Origin of the sequence: Clostridium sp. YIM B02506 (genome assembly GCF_022324845.1) — a bacterium.
Taxonomy (GTDB): Bacteria; Bacillota; Clostridia; order Clostridiales; family Clostridiaceae; genus Clostridium_T; species Clostridium_T intestinale.
Genome location: NZ_JAKGTG010000004.1, coordinates 148,219 through 174,804 on the forward strand (window position 1 = coordinate 148,219; position 26,586 = coordinate 174,804).

Annotated in this window: 24 protein-coding genes; 7 read left to right on the top strand and 17 right to left on the bottom strand. The window is 30.9% G+C overall.

The features are described 5' to 3' along the window. Window positions 1–259: 259 nt before the first annotated feature. From L1S49_RS05435 to L1S49_RS05455, 5 genes are all read right to left on the bottom strand, one after another. A protein-coding gene (locus tag L1S49_RS05435) for an IS3 family transposase (RefSeq protein ID WP_238902927.1) occupies window positions 260–1,680 on the bottom strand; the annotation gives its coding sequence in 2 pieces (ribosomal slippage) (window positions 260–1,194 and window positions 1,194–1,680; 1,422 coding nt in all). A 101-nt stretch (window positions 1,681–1,781) separates the two neighbouring features. Further along, the gene (locus tag L1S49_RS05440; protein WP_238902929.1) at window positions 1,782–3,212 is read right to left on the bottom strand and encodes a 6-phospho-beta-glucosidase; all 1,431 of its coding nucleotides are present in this window, start codon (window positions 3,210–3,212) and stop codon (window positions 1,782–1,784) included. 21 nt (window positions 3,213–3,233) lie between these two features. Continuing rightward, complete coding sequence (locus tag L1S49_RS05445) at window positions 3,234–6,041, bottom strand: alpha-L-rhamnosidase (protein ID WP_238902930.1); 2,808 nt, start codon at window positions 6,039–6,041, stop codon at window positions 3,234–3,236. A gap of 27 nt (window positions 6,042–6,068) precedes the next feature. Beyond that, window positions 6,069–6,632 (bottom strand): PTS glucose transporter subunit IIA, encoded by a 564-nt coding sequence (locus L1S49_RS05450; protein ID WP_238902932.1) that lies wholly within the window; start codon window positions 6,630–6,632, stop codon window positions 6,069–6,071. 153 nt (window positions 6,633–6,785) lie between these two features. Further along, window positions 6,786–8,144: a PTS transporter subunit EIIC gene (locus L1S49_RS05455; protein WP_238902935.1), complete on the bottom strand. Its 1,359-nt coding sequence runs from the start codon at window positions 8,142–8,144 to the stop codon at window positions 6,786–6,788. Between the two features lie 263 nt (window positions 8,145–8,407). On the opposite strand from L1S49_RS05455, the gene L1S49_RS05460 reads away from it, so the two are divergent. Continuing rightward, window positions 8,408–9,385, top strand: coding sequence for an AraC family transcriptional regulator (locus L1S49_RS05460; protein WP_238902937.1), 978 nt, complete (start codon window positions 8,408–8,410; stop codon window positions 9,383–9,385). A 209-nt stretch (window positions 9,386–9,594) separates the two neighbouring features. Here the strand turns inward: L1S49_RS05460 and L1S49_RS05465 are convergent, their stop codons facing one another. Then, window positions 9,595–10,344, bottom strand: coding sequence for an SDR family oxidoreductase (locus L1S49_RS05465; protein ID WP_238902939.1), 750 nt, complete (start codon window positions 10,342–10,344; stop codon window positions 9,595–9,597). Between the two features lie 527 nt (window positions 10,345–10,871). Between L1S49_RS05465 and L1S49_RS05470 the strand changes: the two genes are divergently transcribed. Further along, a complete protein-coding gene (locus L1S49_RS05470; protein ID WP_238902941.1) occupies window positions 10,872–11,189 on the top strand; it encodes a hypothetical protein in 318 nt (105 codons plus the stop codon). A gap of 157 nt (window positions 11,190–11,346) precedes the next feature. Here L1S49_RS05470 and L1S49_RS05475 read toward each other — a convergent pair whose 3' ends face one another. Both L1S49_RS05475 and L1S49_RS05480 read right to left on the bottom strand, forming a co-directional pair. Then, window positions 11,347–12,294 carry a sugar kinase gene (locus L1S49_RS05475; protein ID WP_238902943.1) on the bottom strand — a complete coding sequence of 316 codons (948 nt, stop codon included), beginning with the start codon at window positions 12,292–12,294 and terminating at the stop codon, window positions 11,347–11,349. A gap of 14 nt (window positions 12,295–12,308) precedes the next feature. Beyond that, window positions 12,309–12,956 (bottom strand): bifunctional 4-hydroxy-2-oxoglutarate aldolase/2-dehydro-3-deoxy-phosphogluconate aldolase, encoded by a 648-nt coding sequence (locus L1S49_RS05480; RefSeq protein ID WP_238902945.1) that lies wholly within the window; start codon window positions 12,954–12,956, stop codon window positions 12,309–12,311. A gap of 153 nt (window positions 12,957–13,109) precedes the next feature. On the opposite strand from L1S49_RS05480, the gene L1S49_RS05485 reads away from it, so the two are divergent. Then, complete coding sequence (locus tag L1S49_RS05485; RefSeq protein ID WP_238902947.1) at window positions 13,110–14,342, top strand: AraC family transcriptional regulator; 1,233 nt, start codon at window positions 13,110–13,112, stop codon at window positions 14,340–14,342. Window positions 14,343–14,372: 30 nt separating this feature from the next. Here the strand turns inward: L1S49_RS05485 and L1S49_RS05490 are convergent, their stop codons facing one another. Continuing rightward, on the bottom strand, window positions 14,373–15,236 hold the full coding sequence (locus L1S49_RS05490; protein ID WP_238902949.1) for an AraC family transcriptional regulator: 864 nt from the start codon (window positions 15,234–15,236) through the stop codon (window positions 14,373–14,375). Window positions 15,237–15,368: 132 nt separating this feature from the next. Between L1S49_RS05490 and uxaC the strand changes: the two genes are divergently transcribed. The 3 genes from uxaC to L1S49_RS05505 are packed head-to-tail and all read left to right on the top strand — an operon-like array spanning window position 15,369 to window position 18,688. Next, the gene (gene uxaC / locus L1S49_RS05495; protein ID WP_238902951.1) at window positions 15,369–16,760 is read left to right on the top strand and encodes a glucuronate isomerase; all 1,392 of its coding nucleotides are present in this window, start codon (window positions 15,369–15,371) and stop codon (window positions 16,758–16,760) included. A gap of 13 nt (window positions 16,761–16,773) precedes the next feature. Further along, entirely contained in the window at window positions 16,774–17,829 is a 1,056-nt protein-coding gene (gene uxuA, locus L1S49_RS05500) for a mannonate dehydratase (RefSeq protein WP_238902952.1), read from the top strand. A gap of 1 nt (window position 17,830) precedes the next feature. Next, window positions 17,831–18,688, top strand: a complete 858-nt coding sequence (locus L1S49_RS05505) for an SDR family oxidoreductase (RefSeq protein WP_238902954.1) — start codon at window positions 17,831–17,833, stop codon at window positions 18,686–18,688. A gap of 118 nt (window positions 18,689–18,806) precedes the next feature. Here the strand turns inward: L1S49_RS05505 and L1S49_RS05510 are convergent, their stop codons facing one another. From L1S49_RS05510 to L1S49_RS05535, 6 genes are all read right to left on the bottom strand, one after another. Then, window positions 18,807–19,115, bottom strand: coding sequence for a methylated-DNA--[protein]-cysteine S-methyltransferase (locus L1S49_RS05510; RefSeq protein ID WP_238902955.1), 309 nt, complete (start codon window positions 19,113–19,115; stop codon window positions 18,807–18,809). 53 nt (window positions 19,116–19,168) lie between these two features. Beyond that, window positions 19,169–19,420: a kinase to dihydroxyacetone kinase gene (locus L1S49_RS05515; RefSeq protein ID WP_238902956.1), complete on the bottom strand. Its 252-nt coding sequence runs from the start codon at window positions 19,418–19,420 to the stop codon at window positions 19,169–19,171. Between the two features lie 62 nt (window positions 19,421–19,482). Continuing rightward, the gene (locus L1S49_RS05520) at window positions 19,483–20,226 is read right to left on the bottom strand and encodes an AAA family ATPase (RefSeq protein ID WP_238902957.1); all 744 of its coding nucleotides are present in this window, start codon (window positions 20,224–20,226) and stop codon (window positions 19,483–19,485) included. Between the two features lie 12 nt (window positions 20,227–20,238). Next, window positions 20,239–20,466 carry a hypothetical protein gene (locus tag L1S49_RS05525; protein WP_238902958.1) on the bottom strand — a complete coding sequence of 76 codons (228 nt, stop codon included), beginning with the start codon at window positions 20,464–20,466 and terminating at the stop codon, window positions 20,239–20,241. A gap of 306 nt (window positions 20,467–20,772) precedes the next feature. After that, window positions 20,773–21,669 carry a GNAT family N-acetyltransferase gene (locus L1S49_RS05530; RefSeq protein ID WP_238902959.1) on the bottom strand — a complete coding sequence of 299 codons (897 nt, stop codon included), beginning with the start codon at window positions 21,667–21,669 and terminating at the stop codon, window positions 20,773–20,775. Between the two features lie 98 nt (window positions 21,670–21,767). Continuing rightward, window positions 21,768–22,034 carry a CD3324 family protein gene (locus tag L1S49_RS05535; protein WP_238902960.1) on the bottom strand — a complete coding sequence of 89 codons (267 nt, stop codon included), beginning with the start codon at window positions 22,032–22,034 and terminating at the stop codon, window positions 21,768–21,770. Window positions 22,035–22,484: 450 nt separating this feature from the next. Between L1S49_RS05535 and L1S49_RS05540 the strand changes: the two genes are divergently transcribed. Continuing rightward, complete coding sequence (locus tag L1S49_RS05540) at window positions 22,485–22,646, top strand: hypothetical protein (RefSeq protein ID WP_238902961.1); 162 nt, start codon at window positions 22,485–22,487, stop codon at window positions 22,644–22,646. A 300-nt stretch (window positions 22,647–22,946) separates the two neighbouring features. Here the strand turns inward: L1S49_RS05540 and L1S49_RS05545 are convergent, their stop codons facing one another. Further along, window positions 22,947–25,205 carry a glycoside hydrolase family 2 TIM barrel-domain containing protein gene (locus tag L1S49_RS05545; protein WP_238902962.1) on the bottom strand — a complete coding sequence of 753 codons (2,259 nt, stop codon included), beginning with the start codon at window positions 25,203–25,205 and terminating at the stop codon, window positions 22,947–22,949. A 73-nt stretch (window positions 25,206–25,278) separates the two neighbouring features. Next, window positions 25,279–26,556 carry a PTS transporter subunit EIIC gene (locus L1S49_RS05550; RefSeq protein WP_238902963.1) on the bottom strand — a complete coding sequence of 426 codons (1,278 nt, stop codon included), beginning with the start codon at window positions 26,554–26,556 and terminating at the stop codon, window positions 25,279–25,281. Window positions 26,557–26,586 lie beyond the last annotated feature (30 nt).

A 26,586-nucleotide genomic window follows, 5' to 3' on the forward strand; every position in this document is an offset into this window, starting at 1 on the left:
GTATAGTTGAACTTATACCCACAAGAGGCACAATGTCTAGGGTCGTGCCACTGTTATCTCCAACCTATTAGAAAAGTAGGGAACCAAAATCTTTGATTTTGTGTGAGTCACTTTCTCCTTTAGTTCGGATTGGAGTGTTACAGTGGCTAGACATCAGATAAACTGAAAGAGTTTAAAAAATAAAAAAACAACTAATAAATTGATGTGACCCCAAAAAGTTAGACTTTATTAGCGAGATAGTTTCGGCTACCTCGCTATTTTATGAAGCTAGAAGGCTAATCCTGTATTGCACGGGACTCATCCATCCTAGTTTCTCTTTGATTCTATGCTTATTGTAATACTCTATATATCTCTCTATTTCAGATTCTAGTTCTTTGTAACTATAGTATATGACACCATAGTATATCTCTTGTTTCAAGATACCGAAGAAGTTCTCCATCACTGAATTGTCATAACAATTACCCTTACGTGACATACTCTGGAAAATTCGTTCCTCTTTAAGCCTATGAGAGTATGCTTTCATTTGATAAGCCCAGCCCTGATCAGAATGAAATGTTCTTCTATAAGGACAGTCAGAGGTTATTTCGATTGCTTTATCCAAAGCATTCATTACATTATCAGCAGAAGGATTTTTACCGATTCCAAAGCTTAAAATTTCTCCATTACACATATCCATAAACGGATCTAAATATAGTTTGTACATTGTCATATGACCATTAGAATCCACCTCATAGTATTTAAACTCTGTTGTATCAGTTGTAATCTTTTGATGAGGTATATGTGTATAAAATCGTCTTCGGATTCTATTAGGTGCAACAGTTCCAACCTTACCTTTGTAGGAACTATATTTACGACTTTTTCTGGTGAAAGATGTAACCTGAAGCTTAAGCTTTTGCATAATACGTTGAACTTTCTTCTTGTTTACTACATATCCTTGATTACGAAGTTCTCCATATATACGTCTGTAACCATAATCTTTATTGCTTTTATGTATTTCTAAAATCTTATCCTCAAGCTCTTGGTTAGGATTTTCCCTATCTAATCTTTTTTGCCAATACATATATGTTGCTTTGGGCATATTTGAATACGAGAGAAGATTTTTTAGTTTGAATTCTCCTCGGAGACTGTAGATAACTCGTGCAATTCTCTCGTTTTTGCCTCGTCCTCTAAGCGCAGCCTCCTCAGTTCTTTTAAAAATGCATTCTCTATTCTTAACCTGAGAAGCTCATCCTCAAGTTCCTTTATATGTTTAGCTCCAGTATCAACTGAAGTAGTTTCAGTAAACTTTACCTCAGATTTATTACTTGTAATTCCCAAAGTTTTCTTACGTCCCTTCTTTTTTGCTCTCAAAGCATCAGGACCAGCTATTCGGAAGTCATTTACCCATTTCACAATAAGAGAACTATTCTTTATTCCTTCGGAAAGCGCTAATTCCTGATAAGATGTTTCACTAGATAAATATAATTCTACCATATGAAGTTTATACTCAAAAGAATAATTATTATTTTGACGGGATCTTAGTAAACCTTCATTGCCAAGTTCATCATACGCTTGAACCCAATTTAAAACCTGACGTTTATTTGTAATTCCATATTTCTTTGCTAGATACTCGTAGCTACCTTCATTACGATGATATGCTTCAACAACTTTTTTCTTTAATTCATAGCTATACTTAGCCATAAAAATACCGACCTCCAATCGTTAGATTTTTGGTCTAACTTTTTGGGGTCGGTACAAATTGATAGCAAAATTAGTTGCTTTTTATTTTCTCAATCATTTTCTTAAACTAAATCTTCTCCATTACTATTAATAACTTTTTTATACCAATAGAATGATTTCTTTTTACTTCTAGCTAAAGTTCCATTTCCTTCGTTATCCTTGTCCACATAAATGAAACCATAGCGTTTTTTCATTTCTCCAGTAGATGCACTTATTAAATCTATGCATCCCCATGAGGTATATCCTATAAGTTCAACTCCATCTTCAACTACCGCTTCCTTCATTGCCTTAATATGTTCTCTCAAATATTCAATACGGTAATCATCCTCAACATATCCATTTTCATCTGTTACATCAATAGCACCTAACCCATTTTCCACAATAAATAGTGGTTTTTGGTACCTATCATATAGAGAATTTAAAGTTATCCTAAGCCCAAGTGGATCTATTTGCCATCCCCATTCGCTTGCTTTTAAATATGGATTCTTTAAGGTAGCAAATACGTTTCCTTCTGTTTGTGCATTTACTTCTGGATCTGCACTAGTTAATCTTGAAGAATAGTAACTAAATGAAATGAAGTCAACAGTATGTTCTTTTAAAAGTTCAAGGTCCCCTTCTTCCATCTCTATGTTAATGTTCATTTTCTCAAGCATTTTCTTTGCATAGTTAGGATATTCTCCACGGGATTGAACATCGATAAAGAAGTAGTTTTCTCTATCCTTCTCCATAGACTTCCAAACATCTTCAGGTGCACAGGTATTTGCATAAGTATTTCCAGCAGCTAACATACAACCAATTTTAAAGTTTGGATTAATTTCATGAGCTATTTTAGTTGCTTTTGCACTGCCAATTAATTGGTGATGTGCAGCTTGATATTTTACAGCTTCTACATTATCACCCTCTTCAAATACAAGACCAGCTCCCATAAACGGTAAGTGCAATAGCATATTTATTTCATTAAATGTTAGCCAGTACTTAACCTTATCTTTATAACGAGTGAAAATTACCTCACATAATCTTTCATAGTAGCCTACCACTTTACGACTTCTCCATGAACCAACTGTCTTAACTAAATTCATAGGTACATCAAAGTGAGTGATTGTCACTAATGGCTCTATACCGTATTTTAAACATTGATCAAATACACCATCATAAAACTTCAATCCTTGTTCATTGGGAGCTTCATCATCTCCATTTGGGAATATTCTTGTCCAGGATAATGATAAACGTAACGTTTTAAAACCCATTTCAGCAAACAATGCTATATCTTCTTTGTAATGATGATAAAAATCAATTGCCTCATGACTTGGATAATAATGCTCTTCATCACACTGAAGCATCTTCATTTTTCCTAGAGCAACAGGAAATCTATCCTTTCCTGTTGGTATTACATCTACTATGGATAACCCTTTATTTCCGTCTAAATATCCACCTTCACATTGGTTAGCAGCAATAGCCCCTCCCCACAAAAATTCTTTTGGAAAACCACTCATAACACTTTCCTCCTAATGTTTTTATAATAACTTAAACTGTCTAATTACTTCATTTAAAGCTTTTTCATCTATTTTTAATTCTTCAATATTTTTAAGTTCCTCTAAACTCTTTGAGCTATATATAGGAAGCTTATATGGTTTAATATTAATAATCTGTGGCAATATATTTGCAATTATATTCTTTACTGATGGAGTTTCAAGTAATGTTTTTAAAGTTGTAGAACCATCAAAACTTCTTATATACTCTTTTGTTGGCATGTAGTAAAAACTATATCTACCAGCTGACAGTTCGATAACAACATCATCATTTACCTGTCTAGCATCTTCTATATCAAAATCATTTACTCTTGCATCTGGTAATTTAACAGTTGCTGTAGCATTAAAAGGTATGTCAATATTAATCTCTAATTTACCACTATTGAGTATTTCCCATTTAACTTTATATTTCCCTGAGGCTGTATTCACTGTTCCCTCAGCCTGTTTTATCTGCCAATTAGGTTTAGGTGAAATAATAGCATTTTTAAAACCAGGACACTTTTCATCTGGTCTAATTCCCACCATATAACTATACATCCATTCAACTATTGAACCATATGCATAATGATTCAATGAATTCATTCCTTGAGGATTCATGGTCCCGTCAGGTAGTACTGAGTTCCAACGTTCCCAAATTGTAGTGGCTCCAAGATTAATTGCATATAACCAACTCGGGAATTCTTCATTTAATAAAAGAGTATAAGCTAAATCATTATAACCAAACTCTGATAAAACCTTACAAATATATGGAGTTCCAATAAAACCAGTTTTTATATGATTATCATCCTTCTTAATACGATTTGCTAAATCCCTTGCAACCCTTTCTTTATGCTCATCTCTGCATAATCCCATATATAATGTAAGTACATATGCAGCTTGCTTATCAATAGTTAACTTACCATTATCAGATATATATTCCTTCTGTATTGCATACTTAATTTCATTTGCTAATTCCCCATAATGCTCCGCATTACTTTTATTTCCTATTACTTTAGCCGCCTTCTCAACAATAGTTGTTGAATAGTAGTAATAAGCTGATGCTACAAAATAAGGATCTGTACCTCCATTTGGTGCCTTAGGATTTTCACCATCTAATGCAAGCCAGTCGCCAAAGTGGAATCCTTCATGCCATAGATAGCTATCTCCTGACTTCTTACTAATATAATCTACCCATCCACGCATACTTTCAAATTGACTTTCTAGTATACTTTTATCTCCTGAAAATAAGTACATATTCCAAGGAATAATTGTAGCAGCATCACTCCACCCGCTAGAAGTTATATTGTTACTTGGCATTGATGGATTTGGAATAACTGGGATTATCATAGGTACCGCACCATCAAGTTCTTTTTGCTCAAGCCATAAGTCATGAGTAAACTTGGTGAAAAAAGGATATACATTCATGTTATAAGCCGCTGTTGCAGAAAATACCTGAGCATCTCCAGTCCACCCCATACGTTCATCACGTTGTGGACAATCTGTTGGTATATCTAAGAAATTACCCTTTTGCCCCCATAAAGCATTTGAAAATAGCTGATTAACCTTTGAATTACTAGTTTTAACCTCTCCAATCATTTCCAAATCCGAATATACTACTTCACCAATAAAATTCTTAAGATCAATTTCAGCATTCCATCCAGTTATTTTTACATATCTAAATCCAAAAAAAGTGAAATGTGGACGTATCCATCCTTCAATCCCATCTGAAGTAAAAACAAATTCTGCTTTAGCATGTCTAAGATTTTCTCTATAAAAATTACCACCTTGCAAAATTTCACCATGTTGAAAAATTAATTTACTTCCTTTTGGAAGGGTATTCTTAAACTTCAACCATCCTACCATATTTTGACCCATATCAATAACTGTTTCACCGGCTGGGGTTTTAATTAATTCTACTGGAATAACTTCTTCCTTAACAATGACAGGCACTCCTAATCTTTCTGTTAACAAATCTTTACTTAATTCTAATTTCCTTACACCATAAATTTTTTCTGGAGTAAATGTTAAATCTAAAACTTCACCATTATAAATGCTACTATCTCTAACTTTACTTTCATATGAACTCCAGGTTTCGTCAGTTACTAAAATCTCTTTTGAGTTATCACTGAATATAATGTGAACTTCAGCAATTAGAGCATAAGTATCACCAAAAATATTATTCATTCCTCCATTAAAACCAAAGTTACCTTTGTACCATCCATCCCCTAGAATAACTTCAATTACATTGTTACCATGAGTTAATGACTCTGTAATATCGTAAGTTTGATATTGTATCCATTTATTATAATCATTATTTCCTGGAGCTAAGTATTCATTACCTACCTTCTCTTTATTTATATATGTTTCATACACTCCTAATCCACAAATATATAGTCTGGCTTCTTTTATTTTTTTATCTACGATTACTTCTTTCCAAATCACAGGATGTATGTTTTGATTGAGGGTTGATGTTATCCACTCAGCAGTCCATCTTTCATCCTGCTTACCTGCTTCAAACCAAGAAATTTCGCTTGTAGCTACTTCTTCTTCATCAGACCATACTGTTACACGCCAGAAATATCTTGTCATAGGATTAAGTCTTAATTGATGGTCATAAAAATTACTCTTTATCTTTTCACTTCTTCCTGTATCCATTATTAACAAATTAAAGTCCTTATCTAAGGAGACTTCAATCTGTGCAGCTATTTGCTTTTTCCCTTTTGCATTAAGAACTTTATAAGAAAAATGAAGTTTTTCAAAATTAAAACCTAGTGGCTCTTTTATATGATTTACTCTTAACTCTATAATCTCCATATTAACTACGTCCCTCCACTCTATTTGCTATCTGACAATATTAATTAGAACTTCTTTTTCTTTTATTTTCTCTTGCTCACTTGCTCTAATTTCACTATAGCTAGTTGTATTTGTTATAATTATTGAAGTTACAATATCATATCCTTCATCTTTAATTGCTTTACCATCAAATTCTACTAATAAATCCCCTGCTTCAACCCTATCCCCTTGATTTATATGTGATTTAAAATATTTACCCTCAAGTTCAACTGTATCAATTCCCACATGAATTAGTATTTCGGCACCATTATCACTTTTAATAGCCACTGCATGCTTAGTATTAAAAAGTACTTCAACTGTCCCATTAACAGGCGAAACAACACGTCCATTTGAAGGTTCTATAGCTATACCCTTTCCCATCAGTTCACTTGAAAATGTTTCATCATTTACTTCACTTAGCTTTACAAGCCTACCATTTAAGGGACTATAAATTGATTCTAGTTCCTGTTTTTTATCAATATTATCTGTTTTATTACTCGTTGCTTTCTTAACTTCTTCTTGTAAATTATCTTTTACTCCAAATATTTTCTTAATAAATACTGATAATTTCATATTACCCTCCACTTATCGACAATTTAATATTTTCTACAAATCAAGTTATAAAAATAAAACCCTCTAATCATATAACCTATATATGCCGATTCTTAAGTTAAGAATCGGCAACAAAAATTATTGTATTTTATAACGTAATCAAATTTCATACTGTTAAGCTTCAGTTTTATTTTTATATCCCCAAATATAAGTTAATATAAATGCTACAACAAATCCAACAACCATTGATCCAACATAGCCATAAAAACCTGAATCTATTCCTGCAGGGTTAATATATCCTGGAATTCCAAATACTCCCGCTACTCCAAAAGCAAATGATTTTGCTCCAAAGAATCCTGCTAGAGCTCCACCAATACTTCCTCCAATTATAGATGTTATTAACGGTTTCTTTGCAGGAATAATTACACCGTAAAGAACTGGTTCGCTTACTCCTAAAGCACATGCAATTCCAGTTGAATAAGATAACCCTTTTAATTTGGAATCTCTTGTTTTAATTGCAATAGCAATTGCTGCTCCAGCCATAGCTAATTGATTTGCTCCTAGAAGCCCATTAATTGGGTCAAAGTGGAGTGTCATAAAGTTGTTTATGAATATTGGAATGAATGCCCAATGAAGACCAAACATTACAATTAGAATCCAAGGTCCACCAATAACAAGTCCTGCAAGAATTGGACTAGCATTATATAAAGTCATTGTTACTTGTGATAATAAATTACTTCCATAAGTCAAAACTGGTCCAACTATAAAGAATGTTAAAGGGACCATAACAACTAAAACAATTAGAGGTACAAAGAAGAATTTAATTGCTTGAGGTGTTATTTTTTCTACAGCTTTATTTAAATATGATGCTATCCAAACAGCTATAATTACTGGGAAAACTGATGAAGAATAATTAATTAAACCCATTGGTAGTCCTAAGAAACTTATTCCTTCTCCTTTGGTTACAAAATCAATTATTGTAGGATAAATCATTGCTCCTCCAATAGCCATACCTAAATATTGATTAATTTTAAATTGCTTAGCCGCTGATGAACCTAGGAATATAGGAAAGAAATAAATTAATGTATCTGAAACTGCATATAAAACTTGATATGTTCCTGATACTTCAGGTAAAATATTTAATACTTTTAAGGCAAATAATACACCTTTTAACATACCAGTAGCTGCTAGTACCCCTAGTACAGGTATAAAGATTCCTGAAATTGTCGATGTTATTCTATCAATAATACCACCTTGTTTTTCATTTTTATCTTCTGCTTCATTTAGTTCACCAATTAGTTTTGCTACTTCGTTATAAACTGATTGTACTTGGTTTCCTATTACAACTTGATATTGTCCACCTTTTTCAATAACTTGAATTACACCGTCAATCTTCTCAACTTCTTCTTTTTTTACTATTTGTTCATCTTTAAGTTTAAATCTTAATCGTGTAACACAATGTGTTAAATTATTTACATTTTCTTTACCACCTACTGCTTTTAAAACCTCAGTAGCAACTTTTTTATGATCCATCATGATTCCTCCTAAATCTCTATTTATATTGTATAATTACAGTAACACTAATACTTGAACTTAAAATCTAACACTTAATAAATATCAAATTAATACATATACATAAGAACTCTTGCCGGCTTTTATTTGTTCTATAAGTGTATTATATTCTTAGTAAACATTTTCAACAATGACATTATAAAGCATGTTTCCTATCAAAATCTAACATGTTATAATATAAATAAACTTTTATCTAATTTCTTACGTTAAAAGGAGAAATACCTATGGATTATAAAAGCTTAGAAAAAAAACTTTATATACTCAATGATAAAGAAACGATATATAAAACTCAAACTTACCCGTCACCTAAGGAATATACGGGTGAAGTTTACTTCTATAAATTTACACCCGAAACCGATGGTCAGGAATACTTTATTTCTAAACAAAACAGGTTTAGGCCAGTAACTCCTCATCTTCATGGGACATGTGAAATTAATTATATTTATAGTGGTGAATTCGTACAATATATTAATGGTGAAAAAATCAAATTACAGAAAGGCGACATTATTATTCTTGATAAAAAAGTAGTTCATTCAATAGAAGGGGCAGGTGAAAAAGATATACTGATTAATATTCAAATGCAAAGTAGCTTTTTTAATCTTACTTTTTTGCAACAGCTTTGGGGAAACTCAATAGTTGGTGATACAATAGCTTCAATTATTTCTGATAAACAAGATAATAATTATATAATCTTTCATACTAATAGAAATATTGTTGTTCGTCAAAGTATTAAAAATATTTTATGTGAATACTATGACCATTTACAAATAGGATCTCAACAGATGATAAATGCTCATATGATGATTTTATTTGGTCAACTGCTTAGAAGCACTCAATATTATGTAGATATGATAAGCCCTATACCCTCAAAAAGTGTTTCAATTGCTAGTATTCTACACTATATTGAAACAAATTATGTAGAAGGTAGTTTAGAAAAAACGGCGAATCATTTTTTATTTTCACCTACACATATCTCAAGAATATTAAAAAAATCTACGGGGAAGTCTTTCAAAGAACTTGTTCATGAACAAAGATTAAAACAAGCTATTTTTCTTTTAAAATCTACTAATCTGCCAGCTTACTCAATTGCTGAGCAAGTTGGATATACAAATCTAAATTATTTTTATTTGAAATTCAAAGAGAAATATGGGGTGCTTCCTAAGGAGTATAAAGATACTTTAAGTGATTTTACTGTACAATAAGATACCTATTAAGAAGAAAATTGATTTAAAACTCTGCTAACATTAGTTCTTTGCATTGCTAACTTAGTTGAAATATACTGTGTAGAAGTCCCATCATTTCTCCATGGAGGCTCAGGAACAAGAGATGACAACTTTCATAGATATCCATTAATAATAAATCCCGTAGATATAAAAACTATCTACAGGATTTATTTTATGATAAAGAAGATTTACTTCTTTTCTAATTCATACTTCCAATTCCAATCATTATGATAAATCATCCTCTTATTCATTCCACCATCAATAGTTATTGTCTCTCCTGTAATAAAACTATTACTGCAAAGGTACATAACCATGCTAGAAATATCCTTAGGATTACCTATCTTTCCAGCAGGAATGGAAGCTTTATCTTCATCAGAATAATCATTTCTACCTTCTTCTACATTAACCCAGCCTGGAGCAATACAGTTTACTAAAACATCCGGACCTAGAGATATTGCAAGGGCATGGGTTAGAGCAACAATTCCGCCTTTTGCACTTGCATAAGCCTCACTATCAGGTTCTGATTGAAAAGCTCTTGAGGAAGCAATATTAATAATTCTTCCACGATTTTTAACAAGCTCTTCTTTACACAAACGACTAAGTTCATAGGGTGCTTTTAAACCAACAGATAATACATAGTCAAAACCTTCATAATCAAGATCTGATAAAATCCCTTTCAAACCTTTGCAGGCATTATTTACTAATATATCAATTCTCCCTAGCTTCTCTTTAGAAAACTCAACAAAGTTTTTTAAATCCTGAGGATTGGCTACATCACCTTTATAAAAGAATAAATTTTGAAATTGACCTTCAAATTCTTTAGAAAGTTCTTCATCAATATCTATAAAACAAACCATATCTCCTGCATATAAAAATTCTAAACATATCGCTTTGCCTATGCCATGAGCACCACCTGTTACTAAGATTCCACGTTTCATATTAGTCCTCCTTCTTATTACTGCATGATTCTATGACTTTATGATTTTCTACTTTCCCTTAAATTATAGCCTTAAAGTTAACTTTAGAGTCAAACCTTCTTATTTAACCTCAGGTGAAAATTTAATTTTTCTTACTACAAAAGTTTCTCTCCTTTAATATAATATTAAAAAATTTGAAATTCACATTTATGGGGGAACTCCTATTTTCATACGATTAATCATAAATCTAATACGTTTATTACAAAATAAACACAAGAAAATTTTAATATGGTATTATAAAGTGAAACTTAGCTTCAGATGGAGTTTTAATCTCCCACTGAAGGTTAGTTGAACTTATCTAGGGTCGTGCCACTGTTATCTCCCACTTTAATAGAAGGTGGGAGTGTTACAGTGGCTAGACATCAGATAAAGAAAATAGGATGAAAGCTTATTTATGCCCGGAGATAATTGAGGGACACGAAGTGACCCTCTTGCTTTGAAATATATTACAAAAAGAATAATACACAATATGAAGGAGATTGATAGTAATGATAAACAATGAAATCCTAGTACCTTTAGCCATATCTGCATCTATATATTTAGTTGCTATTTTAATTAATAAGAATCTTTCTTTATCAAAAAAAATATCAAATAAATTTATAAAAAGAAAAAATATAGTATCATTTTTCTTTTTATCTATGATCCTCATAGTTACAATAGATTTATTATTCTATATGTCCTCTAAAAACCTGACAGACTTCTCCAAGTTACTAGCAAATGGATTCAGGCTAGGTATTTTTATATCCTCACTAAATATTGTTTTTGATATCATAAAACTTAACGATATAAGAAAAGCAACCAAATAGTTGGTTGCTACCTTCTATGTTTAAAAAAAGTTATTTTGAAACAAAAAACGGTTCATTGGTAGCTATCAATGCTGTAAAGATCGTCAAGAATGAAGAAAACAAACTAATATAATAAAATAGAGTTCAGCACTAATCATAGCTGAACTCTTATTGTTATTTATCTATCTATACCTTTTTTATTCCCCATAAATGCCATAAGCTGATCATAATACGGATAACCTTCCATATCACCTTTTACAAGTGTTGCCATGGCACCAACTGCATTTCCCTGTATTCCACATTCTCTTACACTTAAGTTTTTCAATACTCCTGATAAAAATCCTGCTGCAAAGCCGTCTCCTGCTCCAACTGTATCTGCTGTTGTTACTTGAAATCCTTGTACATATTCCTTCTCAGCTTTAGTTGCTACATAACAGCCTTTTTCTCCAAGCTTAACTACTACTGTTTTGCAGCCCATTTCTAAAAACTTTTCTCCTATGTCTTTTTCAGTTTCTAATCCTAATAACATCTCTCCCTCTTCTATTCCAGGGAATATGATGTCTGCCACTTCTGCAATTTTTAGAAGTACCGGTCTTGCTTCTTCTAAAGTCCATAATTTCAATCTTATATTAGGATCAAAAGAAATAGTTATTCCATTTTCTTTTGCAATCTCTAGCACCTTAAATACAGTTTCTCTACAGCTTTCAGATAATGCTGGTGTTATTCCTGTAACGTGAATGATTTTAGTGTCTTTTATATACTCTATGTCTAAATCTTCTATAGATAATCTACTTGCAGCAGAACCTGCTCTATAATAATAAACATTTGGATTTCCATTATTAACTCTCTCTTTAAAAAGTATTCCCGTACTGGCTCCCTTATCAACTTTTAATCTAGATACATCTACACCTTCTCCACGAACTGTATTTTTAATGTATCTACCAAATTCATCATCTCCAACTTTGGAAAACCATCCTACATGATGTCCTAATCTTGCAAGTGCTATAGCAACATTAGAGTCTGCTCCTCCTATAGATTTACTAAAACTCTCTACAAATCTTAGCGGACCATTAGCTTGAGGATTAAAAAGCACCATAGTTTCTCCAAAGGTTAATACTTCTTTCATCTTTATACCCCCACCTAAATATTATTCCTAGCTTCTCTTACTTTTTCCACGAATTCAGCTGCTACTTTTGTGATTTCTTCATAGTTTCCTGTTTTAGCTCCTTTAGTAAGATCACCACCTGTACCTACTGCTATTGCTCCAGCTTTTATCCACTCAGCTACATTATCTAAATTTACTCCTCCAGTAGGCATAAAGTTAGCTTGTGGTAAAGGTGCTTTGAAGGAACTTATAATGGATGGACCATAAGCATTTCCCGGGAATACTTTTAATATTTCTACACCATATTCTAAAGCTTCTACAATTTCAGTTACTGTCATTATTCCTGGTATAACAGCTACCCCGTATCTATTACACATTTTTAAAGTTTCTATACTTAGGCATGGACTAACAATGAATTCTGCTCCAGCTAGTATACAAACTCTTGCTGTTTCAGGATCAAGTACAGTTCCTGCTCCTATAATTACATCTTCTCCTCTATAGGTTTCAGATAATTCCTTAATTATGTCTACAGCACCAGGAACAGTCATGGTAATTTCAAGTACCTTAATACCTCCATTTTTAACTGCTTCAATTATTTTAATTGCTTCCCCTTTTGACTCAGCTCTTATAACTGCAACTACCCCTATATCAACTATGTTTTTTATAATCTCTGAACGTTTCATTTGATTATATCCTCCCTTTAAATTATTAATAATTTAAATTTATAACTTTTAGACAATTATTACTTTCAGTTTTTTGCTATAAAGTATAAAATTATTGCATTAATTATAAAATTCTTATAATATAAAAAATATAAAAACTTACGGAGGTTCACTATGAATGTTGGAATTGATACTATAGACGAAGGGATTTATAATCTATGCTCATTAATTCATAACCTAGTTAATATAGATGTGGAATTTTTTGATAGTTCTCATAACTCTTCACTTCAATTGTTCAAGTTTCAAAAACCTCTTATAATAGAAGACTTAAGATTTTCAAGTATATTAGATATGGAGAATCTTCTTAAGAATAAAAACTCCAATGATTTATTGTACTACACTGATAATTTTAATCTTAATTATTTGTGTTTAGGAATTTTTACTGAACAAAACTATTCTTCTGGAACAATTATTGTAGGCCCTTTTCTCTCAGATATTCCAGATGACTTATTAATATCTAAGATCATTCAATTAAATAATCTTCCTCTTGGATATAGGCAAGAACTTAGAGAATACTACAAAGCCATTACTATATTAGATAGTAAAACTTATAAAAATATAGGCTCTCTTATGGTAAATCTATCGTCAAATCCTCTTATTAATAGCAATATATCCTTTGTTCAAAGCAATAATGGTATTTCAAATATAAAGGACTCCCAAGAGACAGATGATAGAAAGTTTTATTCTGATATAGAATTTAGATATAAATTAGAAAGAGAAATTCAGAATTCAGTAGCTAAAGGTGAAAGTGAAGAAGCACTCAAGCTTATGAACAGCTTTGAGTTTAATCCAACCCACAGAGTTCCTAATAACCCTTTAAGAGCATGGAAAAATTACGGTTTTGTTATTAATACTCTTCTTAGAATAGGTGCAGATAAAGGTGGAGTTTCCCCTATTTATATACACAATATTTCTGATAAGTTCGCTATATTGATAGAAAAAGTAACAAGTAAGGCAGAATTGGATAGTTTATTGAAAGAGATGACTTTACAATATTGTGATCTAGTAAAAAGTTTTTCAATTTCTCAATATAGTCCTGTAGTAGGAAAATGTATTGATTATATAAAAGTAAATTTCTACAACAAGATATCTTTAAAGACTATATCTAATGAAATAGGAATAAGTCCTTCTCACCTTTCAAGAAGTTTTAAGAAGGAAACTAACCTTACTATAACTGAATTTATAAATAAGGTGAAAATTGAAGAAGCAAAATTTCTAATAAAGCAAAATGAGCTTTCCATTACTGATATTGCTTTAAAGGTAGGTTTTGAAAACCATAATTACTTCTGTTCAGTATTTAAAAAACTAACTTCTTATACTCCAAAAGAATATTTACTAAAGGCTTAAAACTGATTTAGGTAATCAGCTTTAAGCCTTTTACTCTTTATACATGCTTTCATAGAATTGCTTTGGTGTTACTCCATACTCATTTTTAAAGGCTCTAAAGAAATTAGAATAATCCCCAAAACCACATTTTTTATATACCTCTTTTATAGATATATTGTTAAGTATAAGTTCCTTTGACTGAATAAGCTTTTTTTGAACTATATATTTATGAATTGTTGTACCTGTATGTCTCTTAAATTCTCTTGAGAGATGAAACTTACTAAGGTAGCAATATTCTGAAATCTCATCTATTTTTATGTCCTCTTCAATATTATTATTTATGTACTCTATTATACTGTCTATTAAATTGCTCTTTTTTATATCTATATCAAGAACAAGCTCTTTATTAAACAGTATTGTATTTATATAAACCATAAGTTCAGTGATATAGGCTGAGTATAAAAGTTCATACCCAAAACCTCTATTTTTTTGAATACTTAATATTTTATTTAATACTAATCTTACATTTTTTTGAGTTTCAAAGTCCATTCTTAAAACATTTTTTTTCTTATCACTTTCAAAACAAAGGGTTAAATCTGTTTCCTCACTTGATATTTTCCTTAAAAAAGATCTATTTAACCACAATACAATTCTCTCATAAGCTGCATCCTTGTTATTTATAATTGCCTTGTGAAGTTCCTTTGAATTAATAAGTACTATATCACCAGGTGCTAAATTATATATTCTACCTTCTATATGGTAAGTTACATCACCAGAAATAAAAAGATAACATTCATAAAAATCGTGATGATGAAGGCTTACTCCTGTCATTTCAGTATTTTTATAATGAAATATTTCATAATCAGTAGAAAGCATATACTGTCTGTTTGAGTACTGCTGAACCTTATTTCTCATTTAAAACTCCTTTATTATTTGAGCAATTTTTGCATGTTATATAGCAATAATAACATACTTTTTAATTTTTGTTATTGTTATAATCAATTTGTAAAAAAGATTATACTTTCAAACTTAATTGAGGTGATGTTATTGCTAGATAACGATTTTATATTAAATGGTAAAACGGCTAAAAGCCTTTATCACAGTATTGCAAAAAATGCTCCGATTTATGACTACCATTGTCATTTATCTGCTAAAGAAATATATGAAGACAACACATTTGATAATATTTCTAAGATTTTTCTTGGGTTTGATCACTATAAGTGGAGAGCAATGAGATATGCTGGAGTTCCTGAAAAGTATGTAACAGGAGATTCAGATGATCTTAGTAAATTTAAAATGTGGGCAAAAACTTGTGAAAGATTAATAGGAAGCCCTTTATATCATTGGACAAATTTAGAACTTAAAAACTTCTTTGGTGTAAATGAAATTTTAAAAGAAAGTAATTCTGAAGAAATTTATAACTACTGCAATAAAAAAATCAAAGATGAAAATCTATCTCCTGTAAAGTTTATAGAAAACTCTAATGTTAAGCTTATATGTACTACGGATGATCCAATTGATGATTTAGAATATCATAAACTATTAGGTGAAAAAAGTGATTTAACTTTTAAAGTACTTCCAACCTTTAGACCAGATAAATCACTAAATTTATTAAATAAAGACTTTGAGGATTATATTAAAAAACTTTCAAACGTAGCTTCTATATCTATTGAAACTTACTCAGATTTCTTAAAGGCTATAAAATTAAGGGTTAGCTATTTTAATGAAGCTGGTTGTAAACTTTCAGATCACTCACTTGAAAGTTTAGAATACTTTTCCACAGATGAAGCTGAAGTAAGCCTAATCTTTAGTAAAAGATTAAAAGGTGATTCTATCTCAAAGTCTGAAGCAGAGAAATATAAGTTCTTTACTTTAAAACAGCTTGCTAAAGAATATAATGATAGAAACTGGGTAATGCAGCTGCATATAGGTGCTCTTAGAAACAATAATGAAGTAATGCAAGGTAAAACAGGTCCTGATTCTGGTTTTGATATTACTAATGACTTTGAAATTGCATCACATCTTTCAAAATTACTTAATGATATTAATAATGAAACTTCCTTACCAAAAACTATACTTTATACATTAAACCCAAAAGATAATATAGTTTTATCAACTCTTCCTCAATGTTTTAGTGAAGATGGTGTTCAAGGTAAAGTACAGTTTGGTACAGCTTGGTGGTTAAATGATCATAAAAGAGGCATTACTGATCACTTAACTTCCCTAGGAGAACAAGGAATGTTAGCTTATTCTCTAGGAATGCTTACAGACTCAAGAAGTTTTCTATCCTATGCTAGACATGAATACTTTAGAAGAATTTTATGCAGCTTTATAGGAAACCTTGTGGATTCTGGTGAATTTGAGAAGGATGACGAACTTCTTAAAGAAATAGTTGAAGCTATATGCTTTAAAAATATAAAGAAATATTTAGAAATGTAGGAGGAATAAACTTATGAAATTATCATTTAGATGGTACGGAAATGATGATCCTGTAAAAATAGAATATATTAGACAAATCCCAAGCATGCACAGTATTGTAACTGCAATATATGATGTTCCTGTAGGTGAAAAATGGAGTATGGACAGCATATTATCTCTTAAAGAAACAGTTGAAAATGCTGGTTTAAATTTTGATGTAATTGAAAGTGTTCCTGTACATGAAGACATTAAACTTGGCTTACAAACAAAAGATAAATATATAGAAAACTACAAAGAAAACATAAGAAACTTAGGTAAAGCTGGAGTTAAGGTAATATGCTACAACTTTATGCCTGTATTTGACTGGACAAGAACTCAGTTGGACAAGGTATTAGATGATGGTTCAACTGCTTTAGTTTATTACGTTGATCAAATTAAAGACATGGACCCACTTACTGGTGAACTTTCTTTACCAGGCTGGGATTCAAGTTATACTAAAGAAAGTCTTAAAGAAGTATTTGATAAATACTCAAAAGTAACTAAAGAGGATTTATGGAGTAATCTAGAATATTTCCTTAAGGAGATAATACCTGTTGCTGAGGAAGCTGGCGTTAAAATGGCAATCCATCCAGATGATCCACCATATGATATTTTTGGTCTTCCAAGAATAATTACAAACGAAGAAAACCTAGATAGATTCTTAAAGCTTGTTGATAGTGAATACAACGGTTTAACTTTCTGTACTGGTTCTCTTGGATCTGGAAGCTTTAATAATGTAGTAAAAATGATAGATAAATATGCTGCTCAAGGACGTATCCACTTCATGCATGTTAGAAATGTTAAGCTTCTAGAAGATGGAGGCTTTGAAGAAAGTGCTCACTATTCACCTTGTGGATCTTTAGACCTTGTTGAAATAATGAAAGCTCTTCACAAACACAATTATGAAGGATACCTTCGCCCAGACCACGGAAGAATGATTTGGGGAGAAACAGGAAGAGCTGGTTATGGATTATATGACCGCGCTTTAGGAGCAATGTACTTAACTGGAATATGGGAAACACTAACTAAAACAGATAAAGGAGAAAATTAAAATGAAACTTCCATTTAATATAGATTTAACTGATAAAGTAGTTGTTATAACTGGAGGCGCTGGAGTTATTGGGGGATATTGGGTAGATGCTCTTGCAGAATGTGGTGCAAAAGTAGCAATACTTGACCTAAAACTTGAAAATGCTGAAAAAAAAGCAGCTGAAGTTATAGCTAATGGTAAAATAGCTTTAGGTGTTGAGGCTAATGTCCTTAATAAAGAAAGTCTTAAAAAAGCTCATGAAATTATATTAGAAAAGTTAGGACCATGTGACATTCTTATAAATGGTGCTGGAGGAAATAATCCAAAGGGAACAACAACAAAAGAATACTTATTCCCAGAAGATTTAGCTGAAGATAACAAAGATTTAATTACTTTCTTTGACTTAGATGAGCAAGGAGTAAGATTTGTATTTGACCTTAACTTCCTTGGAACTTTACTACCATCACAAGAATTTGCAAGAGATATGATAGGTAGAGAAGGTTGTAGTATAATAAATGTTTCTTCAATGAATGCATTTACTCCACTTACAAAGATACCTGCATATTCAGGTGCTAAAGCAGCTATATCAAACTTTACTCAATGGCTTGCTGTACATTTTGCTAAGGTAGGAATACGAGTAAATGCTATAGCTCCAGGCTTCCTTGTAACAGCTCAAAATGCTGCTCTTTTAAAGAATTCTGATGGAAGTTTAACTGAGCGTTCACACAAAATCCTAAACAGTACTCCAATGGGAAGATTTGGAGAACCAGAAGAACTTATAGGAGCATTGTTATTCTTAGTAAATGAATCTGCTTCAAGCTTTATAAATGGTGTAGTTCTTCCGATTGACGGTGGATTCTCAGCATATTCTGGTGTTTAATAAGATTTATAAGTATATTAGTAAAGTCCAGCAAAAGCTGGACTTTGTTATTATATATAAAAGTATTCATTAAATAAATCATCATTATTAAAAACACAATTTTTTTCTATACTATATCCTAATAATCCCAATGATTTTTCTTCATATCAACATGATTTTCATCCTTAAAGGATACACCTTCTTCTTGTAGCAAAAGTCGTTGTTCCTGCCACCCTGGTGCCAATCTTCCAGCATGATTTACTACACGATGACATGGATATCTACCATAAAATTCTGACATACTTAGAACCTTCCCCACAAGCCTTGCATTTTTGTCTCTTCCAATAAGGCTGGCAATTTGTCCATAGGTCGCTACTTTCCCTTCTGGAATTTCTTCCACAACAGAAAGTATTTCATAAATTAATTGTTCATTCATAATCTTTTTCATGTATTCTCCAAACTCTTATTTCTAAAGTAAATACATAAATATTTTAAAATTTCTTAACCTTGAAGCCCATTCGATTGTCTTTCCATGTTTTCTATAACAACATCATAAATTTCTCCTAAAGAGGCGCAATACTCAAGTACTTTCCATGGAGTATTTGTGTGAAAATGAATTTTTATTAACTCTTCATCCCCAACTGCAAGTAAACAATCACCTTCAATATTTTTTGTTATATAGTCGTTTATTTCATCTTCTGAAAGATTTTTTCCTTCAATTAATAACTGTGTATCAAATTTATATTCTATCATAACTTATCTCCTTTTCTTTTTTAGAACTATTATATTATATAAAGCTAAATATTTATACTAATTTACTCAAACAAATAATGCATCATCTTTTCAGGATTCTCTAAAAACTTTCTTGTTATCATGTAATTATCGGTCTTTTTATATGGGGTTTTCATAATGCCATTATCATCAATAACAAATATATCTGCATCTGGATATGCCATCAATATAGGTGAATGAGTTGCTATAATAAACTGAGAATTTTTCTTCACAAGTTCATTAATAACGGTAAGCATAGACATCTGTTTTAATGGTGATAGTGCAGCCTCTGGTTCATCTAAAATATATAATCCATTTCCACCAAACCTGTTAGTCATGAGTGTAATAAAGCTTTCACCATGTGACATTTTATGTAATGAGGTTCCTCCATAGCTATCTATAATAGGTGGGCCCCCGCCTTCTAAATCTAGCCTTTCTATTTCCGTAGCTACATTATAAAAACTTTCCGCTCTAAGAAAAAATCCATCCTTAGGCCGCTTCACACTTTTTACTACAGTAATATACTTATATAAATCAGAATGAGTTTCCATTGATGAAAAGTTGAAATTTTTAGTTCCTCCTTCTGCATTAAAGCCGCTATTAACTGCAATAGCTTCTAGTAACGTTGACTTTCCACTTCCATTTTCACCAACAAAAAAAGTTACATTACTTGATAAATCTAGGCTATCTAAATTACTAACTACAGGTAGGTTTTTAATATAACTCTCTTCTTTATAAATTTCTTTCTTTAAACAGATTTCTTTTATAAACACATTATCCTTTATCATGTATGTATCACCTCATTGTTTCTTTTGCTTCTTATCTTTTGCTCTTGATAAAAGATATATATTGAATAGAACACCTAAAATACCAATAGTTATAAATGCAATACGAAATAAATCTTTGGTTTTCTGCCACATTATGAACCCAGTAATCACAGCAAATATTATTATAATCCATCCAATAAAAATTGATAAATTAATTAGTTTATTATTTAATGAGATCTTTCTATCAAATTTATTACTCATGTATACATCCACCCTTTTACTATTTTGAATACTATAAGTTTTAAAAGATTATAGTATATTCATACAATTTTTATGTATTCAAAATTACTTATATAAGTCCTATTTTATTTGAAATCTTATAATTAAATTAAATCATCTTTAGTCATTTTAAATTTTATTAATATTAAATACATATGTGACTAGTTTAATTGTACCATAATTTTCATAGCCTTATTAAATCTTGTAAATAGAAAAGGCTAATAAAACTAAGTGAAAAGTTTACTAACCCTTTGACAATCAGACTTAAATATTAATATCTTTTATTCTTTAATATAAATTTTTTCTCCAAATAGTTGATGTTTTAAATGGACGTAATCCTATACTGTAGTAGAATTGCTGTGAGGAACCTACTACTACAAACTTAGCTCCAAGCTCTCCTACTCGTTTAATTCCCTCTAAAACTGCTGCTCTTCCTAAACCCATTTTTCGATATCTTGGGTCTGTTGCTACAGGTTCTATCACAGCATATCCAGCCTTAGGATCATACCACATTCCACAGTAAGAAACAAAATCTCCATCTGGTGAAACTACAGTTATTTTAAGTTTTAAATCTACATTAGGACGAATCATTTCTTCCTTTACTAATTGTTCTTCCTTGCTTGAATATTTTAATTCTCCTTCTCCATCAAGCTCATGGTTAAAGCCTTTCCAAAGTACACGAAGATACTGATAAGGATCATAAGCTTCTCTCATATCAGTAATATAAAATCCTTCTGGAAGCCTATACTCTATAACTGTGTTATCTAAGTAAAATATAGAGTCATTTTCCTTTTCTGGCGTAGCATAAAATCCAAGATTTGAAGCAATCTCTTGAAATATCAAGTCATTGTCTGGAATTACTATCCCAAATTCTCCTTTATTAGAAAGTTTGTCTTCAGAGTAAATTAACATCTCCTTCTTAAAAAAATCATACTTAGGTAATGTCAAACAAAATGCTTTTCCTAACTGACAATCAAAGGTTGCTATTCCTACAATATTATTTGCCTCTTCCCATATTCCTATTTTACTTATAGAATACCTGTCTAAACAGCTATGTGTTATCATCCAATCCCATCTAGCATAAGTAAATTCTGCATATCCAAGTTTAATAAAAAAATCTCTAACTTTATGATAATCATCTATAATACCTTCTTTATTAGTATAACTTCTAAAACCTATCTTCATATAAAATCACCCCTCATGAAAATATTATATATTCATGACAGAATGATAAATATTCCAACTTTATATATAGTCATTCTTGCCCCAAAAATATAGATAAACTAATCAAGTTTTTTATAAACTATTTTACGTATCGTATCATAAGCCAATCCATATTTCTTAGATAGTTCCTCTATATTACACCCTAACTTATATAGATTTCTAATCTCTTTATTTCTATTTTCAAAATAGCTTTTTGAGCCATTCTTTTCACCCCAAGCTGAATGTTCTTCACAACTTGGTATATATAGAATCTTGCCATTTACATGTCTTTGAATTTCCATCAACAAATGTTTTGGCAGTACTTCCGATGCATTTATATATTTCATACTATCCACTCCTTGTTTACTTATCTATAAACAAAGTGCAGAGCTTAGCAGATAGTAAATCTATTACTCCCATACAGAAATAGCATTACTATACCTTACTCTGCATGGGATAAAGCTTGTCTTAGACTATTTCTCAATCTAATCATTCTATACATCTTAAATTACCTCCCTCTAAAATTTTTAGTGAATATATATTTAATTGTACCATATTTTAATAAAACTATAGTTATTTGTAAATAGAAGAGATACAGGATTTAGTTCCTATATCTTGATTACATACTTCATATATACTTTTTCCATTTTATTCTTATGTATATAATTACCCATTTATGGTATAATTCTAAAGTAATATTCTAAATTCCGTAGTAGGATGGCTACGGGGGTTTTGGACATTTTCTCTCCCTAGGACTATTGGTGCTATTCATCAATAGTTAGGGGGTGGTATTGGATATGCTTGAATTAATTATAAAGAGTGTTGTTACTGTTTATGTTATACGATTGATTTTGAAACATAACCTTTTTGTTCATTATCTAAAGATTTCAATAAAATTTATTGGTCTTGATATTGAAATTAAGAGCAAACAAAAAGATGCTCCATCCTCACAAGATTAGCATCCTTTTTGTTACTATATTCTGTTAAATCCAATAGCCCTAAAACAAAATAAATGTTCTAAGGATTAGCTTAGTGTTAGCGCACTAAGCTTCTCTTATTTATATTATATCAAATTTTTATAAAAAATAAACCTTTTAATTTTTATTTTCAAATTTCAAATCACATAAAATTACAAATTATGTTTAATAATTACTAAAAAAGATATAGGATTCAGCAGTAAAGTTAACTACCTATCCTATATATCTTATTATATTTCTTACCTTTACTACAAGAGTAAGTTCAATTCTCTGAAGCTTATCTTAATTTTTAGGTATAACATTTAGTTCCTTATTTATAACGCTTAGTAATTCCTTTGGTATATTGAATCTTGATCTCTTAGACATACTGTCTATAGTCATTAATCCTCTCATTGCACTCATTTGATCGCTTTCTGCAATATCTCCAAAGTATTTCTTAAATACAGCTTTTGCTTCTTCGTTTTTATATAATTCATCAAGTGTATCAAAAGTTGAATAATATCCTTCTTTAAGTGTCACTTCTTGAACATCCGTTAAGTCAAATTTTTGGAACCAGTTAGTTACATGGGTTGTTGTTTCTGGCTTTTTAAGGACATAACTTTCATCTGCTTCTTCAGTTCTGTTTAATATTATTTCATCAGTATAAGTATTATTTTCACTATCTATAGCTTCTACTTTTACTACATTCTTTCCTAATTCTAATTTAATATTAGAGAATTTCTTCATTGGCTCTTTGTCATTTAGTTCAGCTATAAATTTCTCATTTATATAAAGCTTGATATTCTCTACATTTGATAATACTACTATATCATTTAATTCTTCATGTCTATTTACAAATCTGCTTCCTGCTAGTTTTACAAACAGCTCTTTTGACCAGTAAGCCTTACATAAATAGAAGGCGTCCTTTTTAATCTTTCTATCTATAGTTACTAATCCTTTTTGATTTCTTCCTTTTTTGCCACCTTCATTTCTAATTTCACTACCGAAATCGAACATAGCCCATACATAACCACCTAAAATAAACTCTCTTTCATTAAAAGTTTTTAGAGCGTTATTTTGGAATAACAATTGATATTCTTCAGTATAGTCTTTTACTGTTGGGCTGTATGAATGAAGATCAGGGTTAGTATCTACCCCATACTCTGTAACCATAACAGGTATATTAGGTCTTACATTATGGAATTCATCTAATCTGATTGCTAGATCTTTCATCTCTTTATAATACCAGCCATAATATAGATTATATCCAACAAAATTTGTTATATCATTTAATGGACTTTCATTTGCTACAGAATGGATATTAGCTTGTGCAATAAATCTGCTTGAATCTAACTCTCTAGCTATAGTAGCAAGTTCTTTAACCATTTCATATATTTGTTCATTTTCTATAGCTATTGTAATTTCGTTTTGAACTCCCCAACAATATATAGAACTATGATTATATGCTTGCTTAATTAATCTTTCTAACTGGTCCTTAGCATTTTTGTTTTCTTTATCTGCTGTTGTTGGAACACTTATAAATGGTATCTCTGCCCATGCCAATATTCCTTCTCGATCACAAAGAGTGTAGAAATAATCATCATGTTGATAATGAGAAAGTCTTACGCTGTTTGCTCCTACTTCCTTAATTATTGACATGTCTAATTCCATATGTTCTTTAGTTAAAGCATTACCTATTCCATCAAAATCCTGATGTCTACTAACACCATTAAGTTTAATAGACTTACCATTTAAGAATACTCCTCTATCTGGAGTTATTTCTACTGTTCTAAAACCAATCTCTATAACTCTCTTATCATATGTTTGACCATCATAAACTAACTCAATTTGTGATTTATAAAGGTATGGATTTTCTATTCCTTGCCAAACAATAACATCATTTATTGTTTCTAATAATTCAAAGTTCTCTTCTTTAGAAACATTAACGTCAATTATCTTACTACATACTATTTGATTTTCTTTATTTATTAACTTAAAATCCACCTTTACTTCTTTTGTTTCAGATAATTCATTTATTATATTTCCGTTTATCTTTAATTCAAAGGTGTCTTCAGCTATACCCTTTTGAGTTAAATATATACCATCTCTACTATTATCCATTAGATCAAAGTGAAGACTTTCCCCAATTATTAAATTTACATCACGATATAGTCCACCATAAAATGAAAAGTCAGCCATTAGTGGATATACTGCATCATTACGGCTATTATCTACTTTAATTGAAATAGTGTTTTCCCCAGCTTTTAAGAAAGGAGTTAAAAACACTCTATACATAGAAAATCCACAACTGCTCTCTCCAGCAAGTTCACCATTTACATATACCTTAGATACAAGTGATGCTGCACCTATTTCTAAAAAAATAAACTTCTCTAACTCTTCCTCATTTATGTTTAAGCTTTTTTGATAACAACATTCTCCCTTAAACATCCCATTACCACTTTGTCCATCTATTCCATTAAAACAATGTGGTAATGTAACAGTCTCACTTACATTTTTATCTTTAATAAATAACCAGTTATCATTTATATTTATTGTTTTCAACGTGCTTCTCTCCTTTTCCTTCTAAAGATATTCAAGCCACCACTCATGCAAGTGGTGGCATATTTTTAATATATTAAGCTTCTGCTTTCATTTCTATCTCATGAGCTTCTTTGTCTGCCTTTTTAAAGAATGGATACCAAACAACCATTTGTAAAAGTACAAGTACTACTTGAAGTACAGCTATTTTCCAGCTACCTTCCATTAATCCTGTAAATATTATAGGCATTCCGCTCATTGGTGTCATACCTGCTACTCTTGGAACTAAACCTATAGCTGTTAAACTATAAGCTATAGTTAAACTTATAGCATTCATGAATAAGAATGGTACTGCAAATCTAACATTGAAAACCATTGGGGTACCGAAAACTAATGGTTCACTTATTCCGAAAAGAGATGGTACAGCAGATAATTTTCCTAATGTCTTATATTGTTTACTCTTAGCAAAGAATAACATAAGTAGAGCAAAACCTATTGCACTTGCAGACATAGTATAAGTACTTATAAAAGCACGTCCAGTTATATAAGGAAGTGGTTCTCCTGCTGCATAAGCTGCTAATTGAGCTGCATCCATCGCTGTAAATATTGGAAGAACAACTGAGTAAATAACTAATGTTCCATGAATTCCAAACCACCATAATATTTGTGAGAATGTCCATAAAATTATTATAGATATGATATTTCCACCTACACCTTGTAATGGAGTTTGAACAAATGAATAAATGAATCCATGCATAGTTTTAAAAGGTGTTGCTGCAAAACCGCCTGCAACAGCTAAGAATAAAGCAATAACTAAAAGTCCTGGTATTAAGCTGCTAAAACTGCTTGATACTACTGGTGGCACACTTGATGGCATTTTAATTGTCCAACCTGCTTGTTTAATGTATACATATAATCTAGTAGCTACTATACTTATAATAATTGCAGAGAAAATTCCTTTTGCTCCTAACCATTCTACTGGTATAGAAGTTACATTAACTTCATTAACTTTATTTACTGCAGTAGGTGTAATTATAAAGAAACATACTGCTGATAATAACGATGCTATAATACTATCTTCTTTGTATTGTTTTGCATAACTACCTGCTATAGTAAGTACAAATACTACAGCTAAAAAATTTGTTGTAAATAATATACCTGTGTTTAGAAGTCCTGCAATTCCTGAACTAGCAAGAAAAGCTTTCCACGCTGGTATTGGTAAGTTTTGAAATAATGAAGCAAATGAACCGAATAATGTAACAGGTAATGCTATCATCATTCCTCCAGTTATTCCATTTGCTAATTTACTTTTTTGAACTTTGTTTAATACTGGTGCTATCTTTTTTGATATCGCCTTTGCATCAAAGTTAGCCATTTATAAATCCCCCTTTAAAATATTATCATT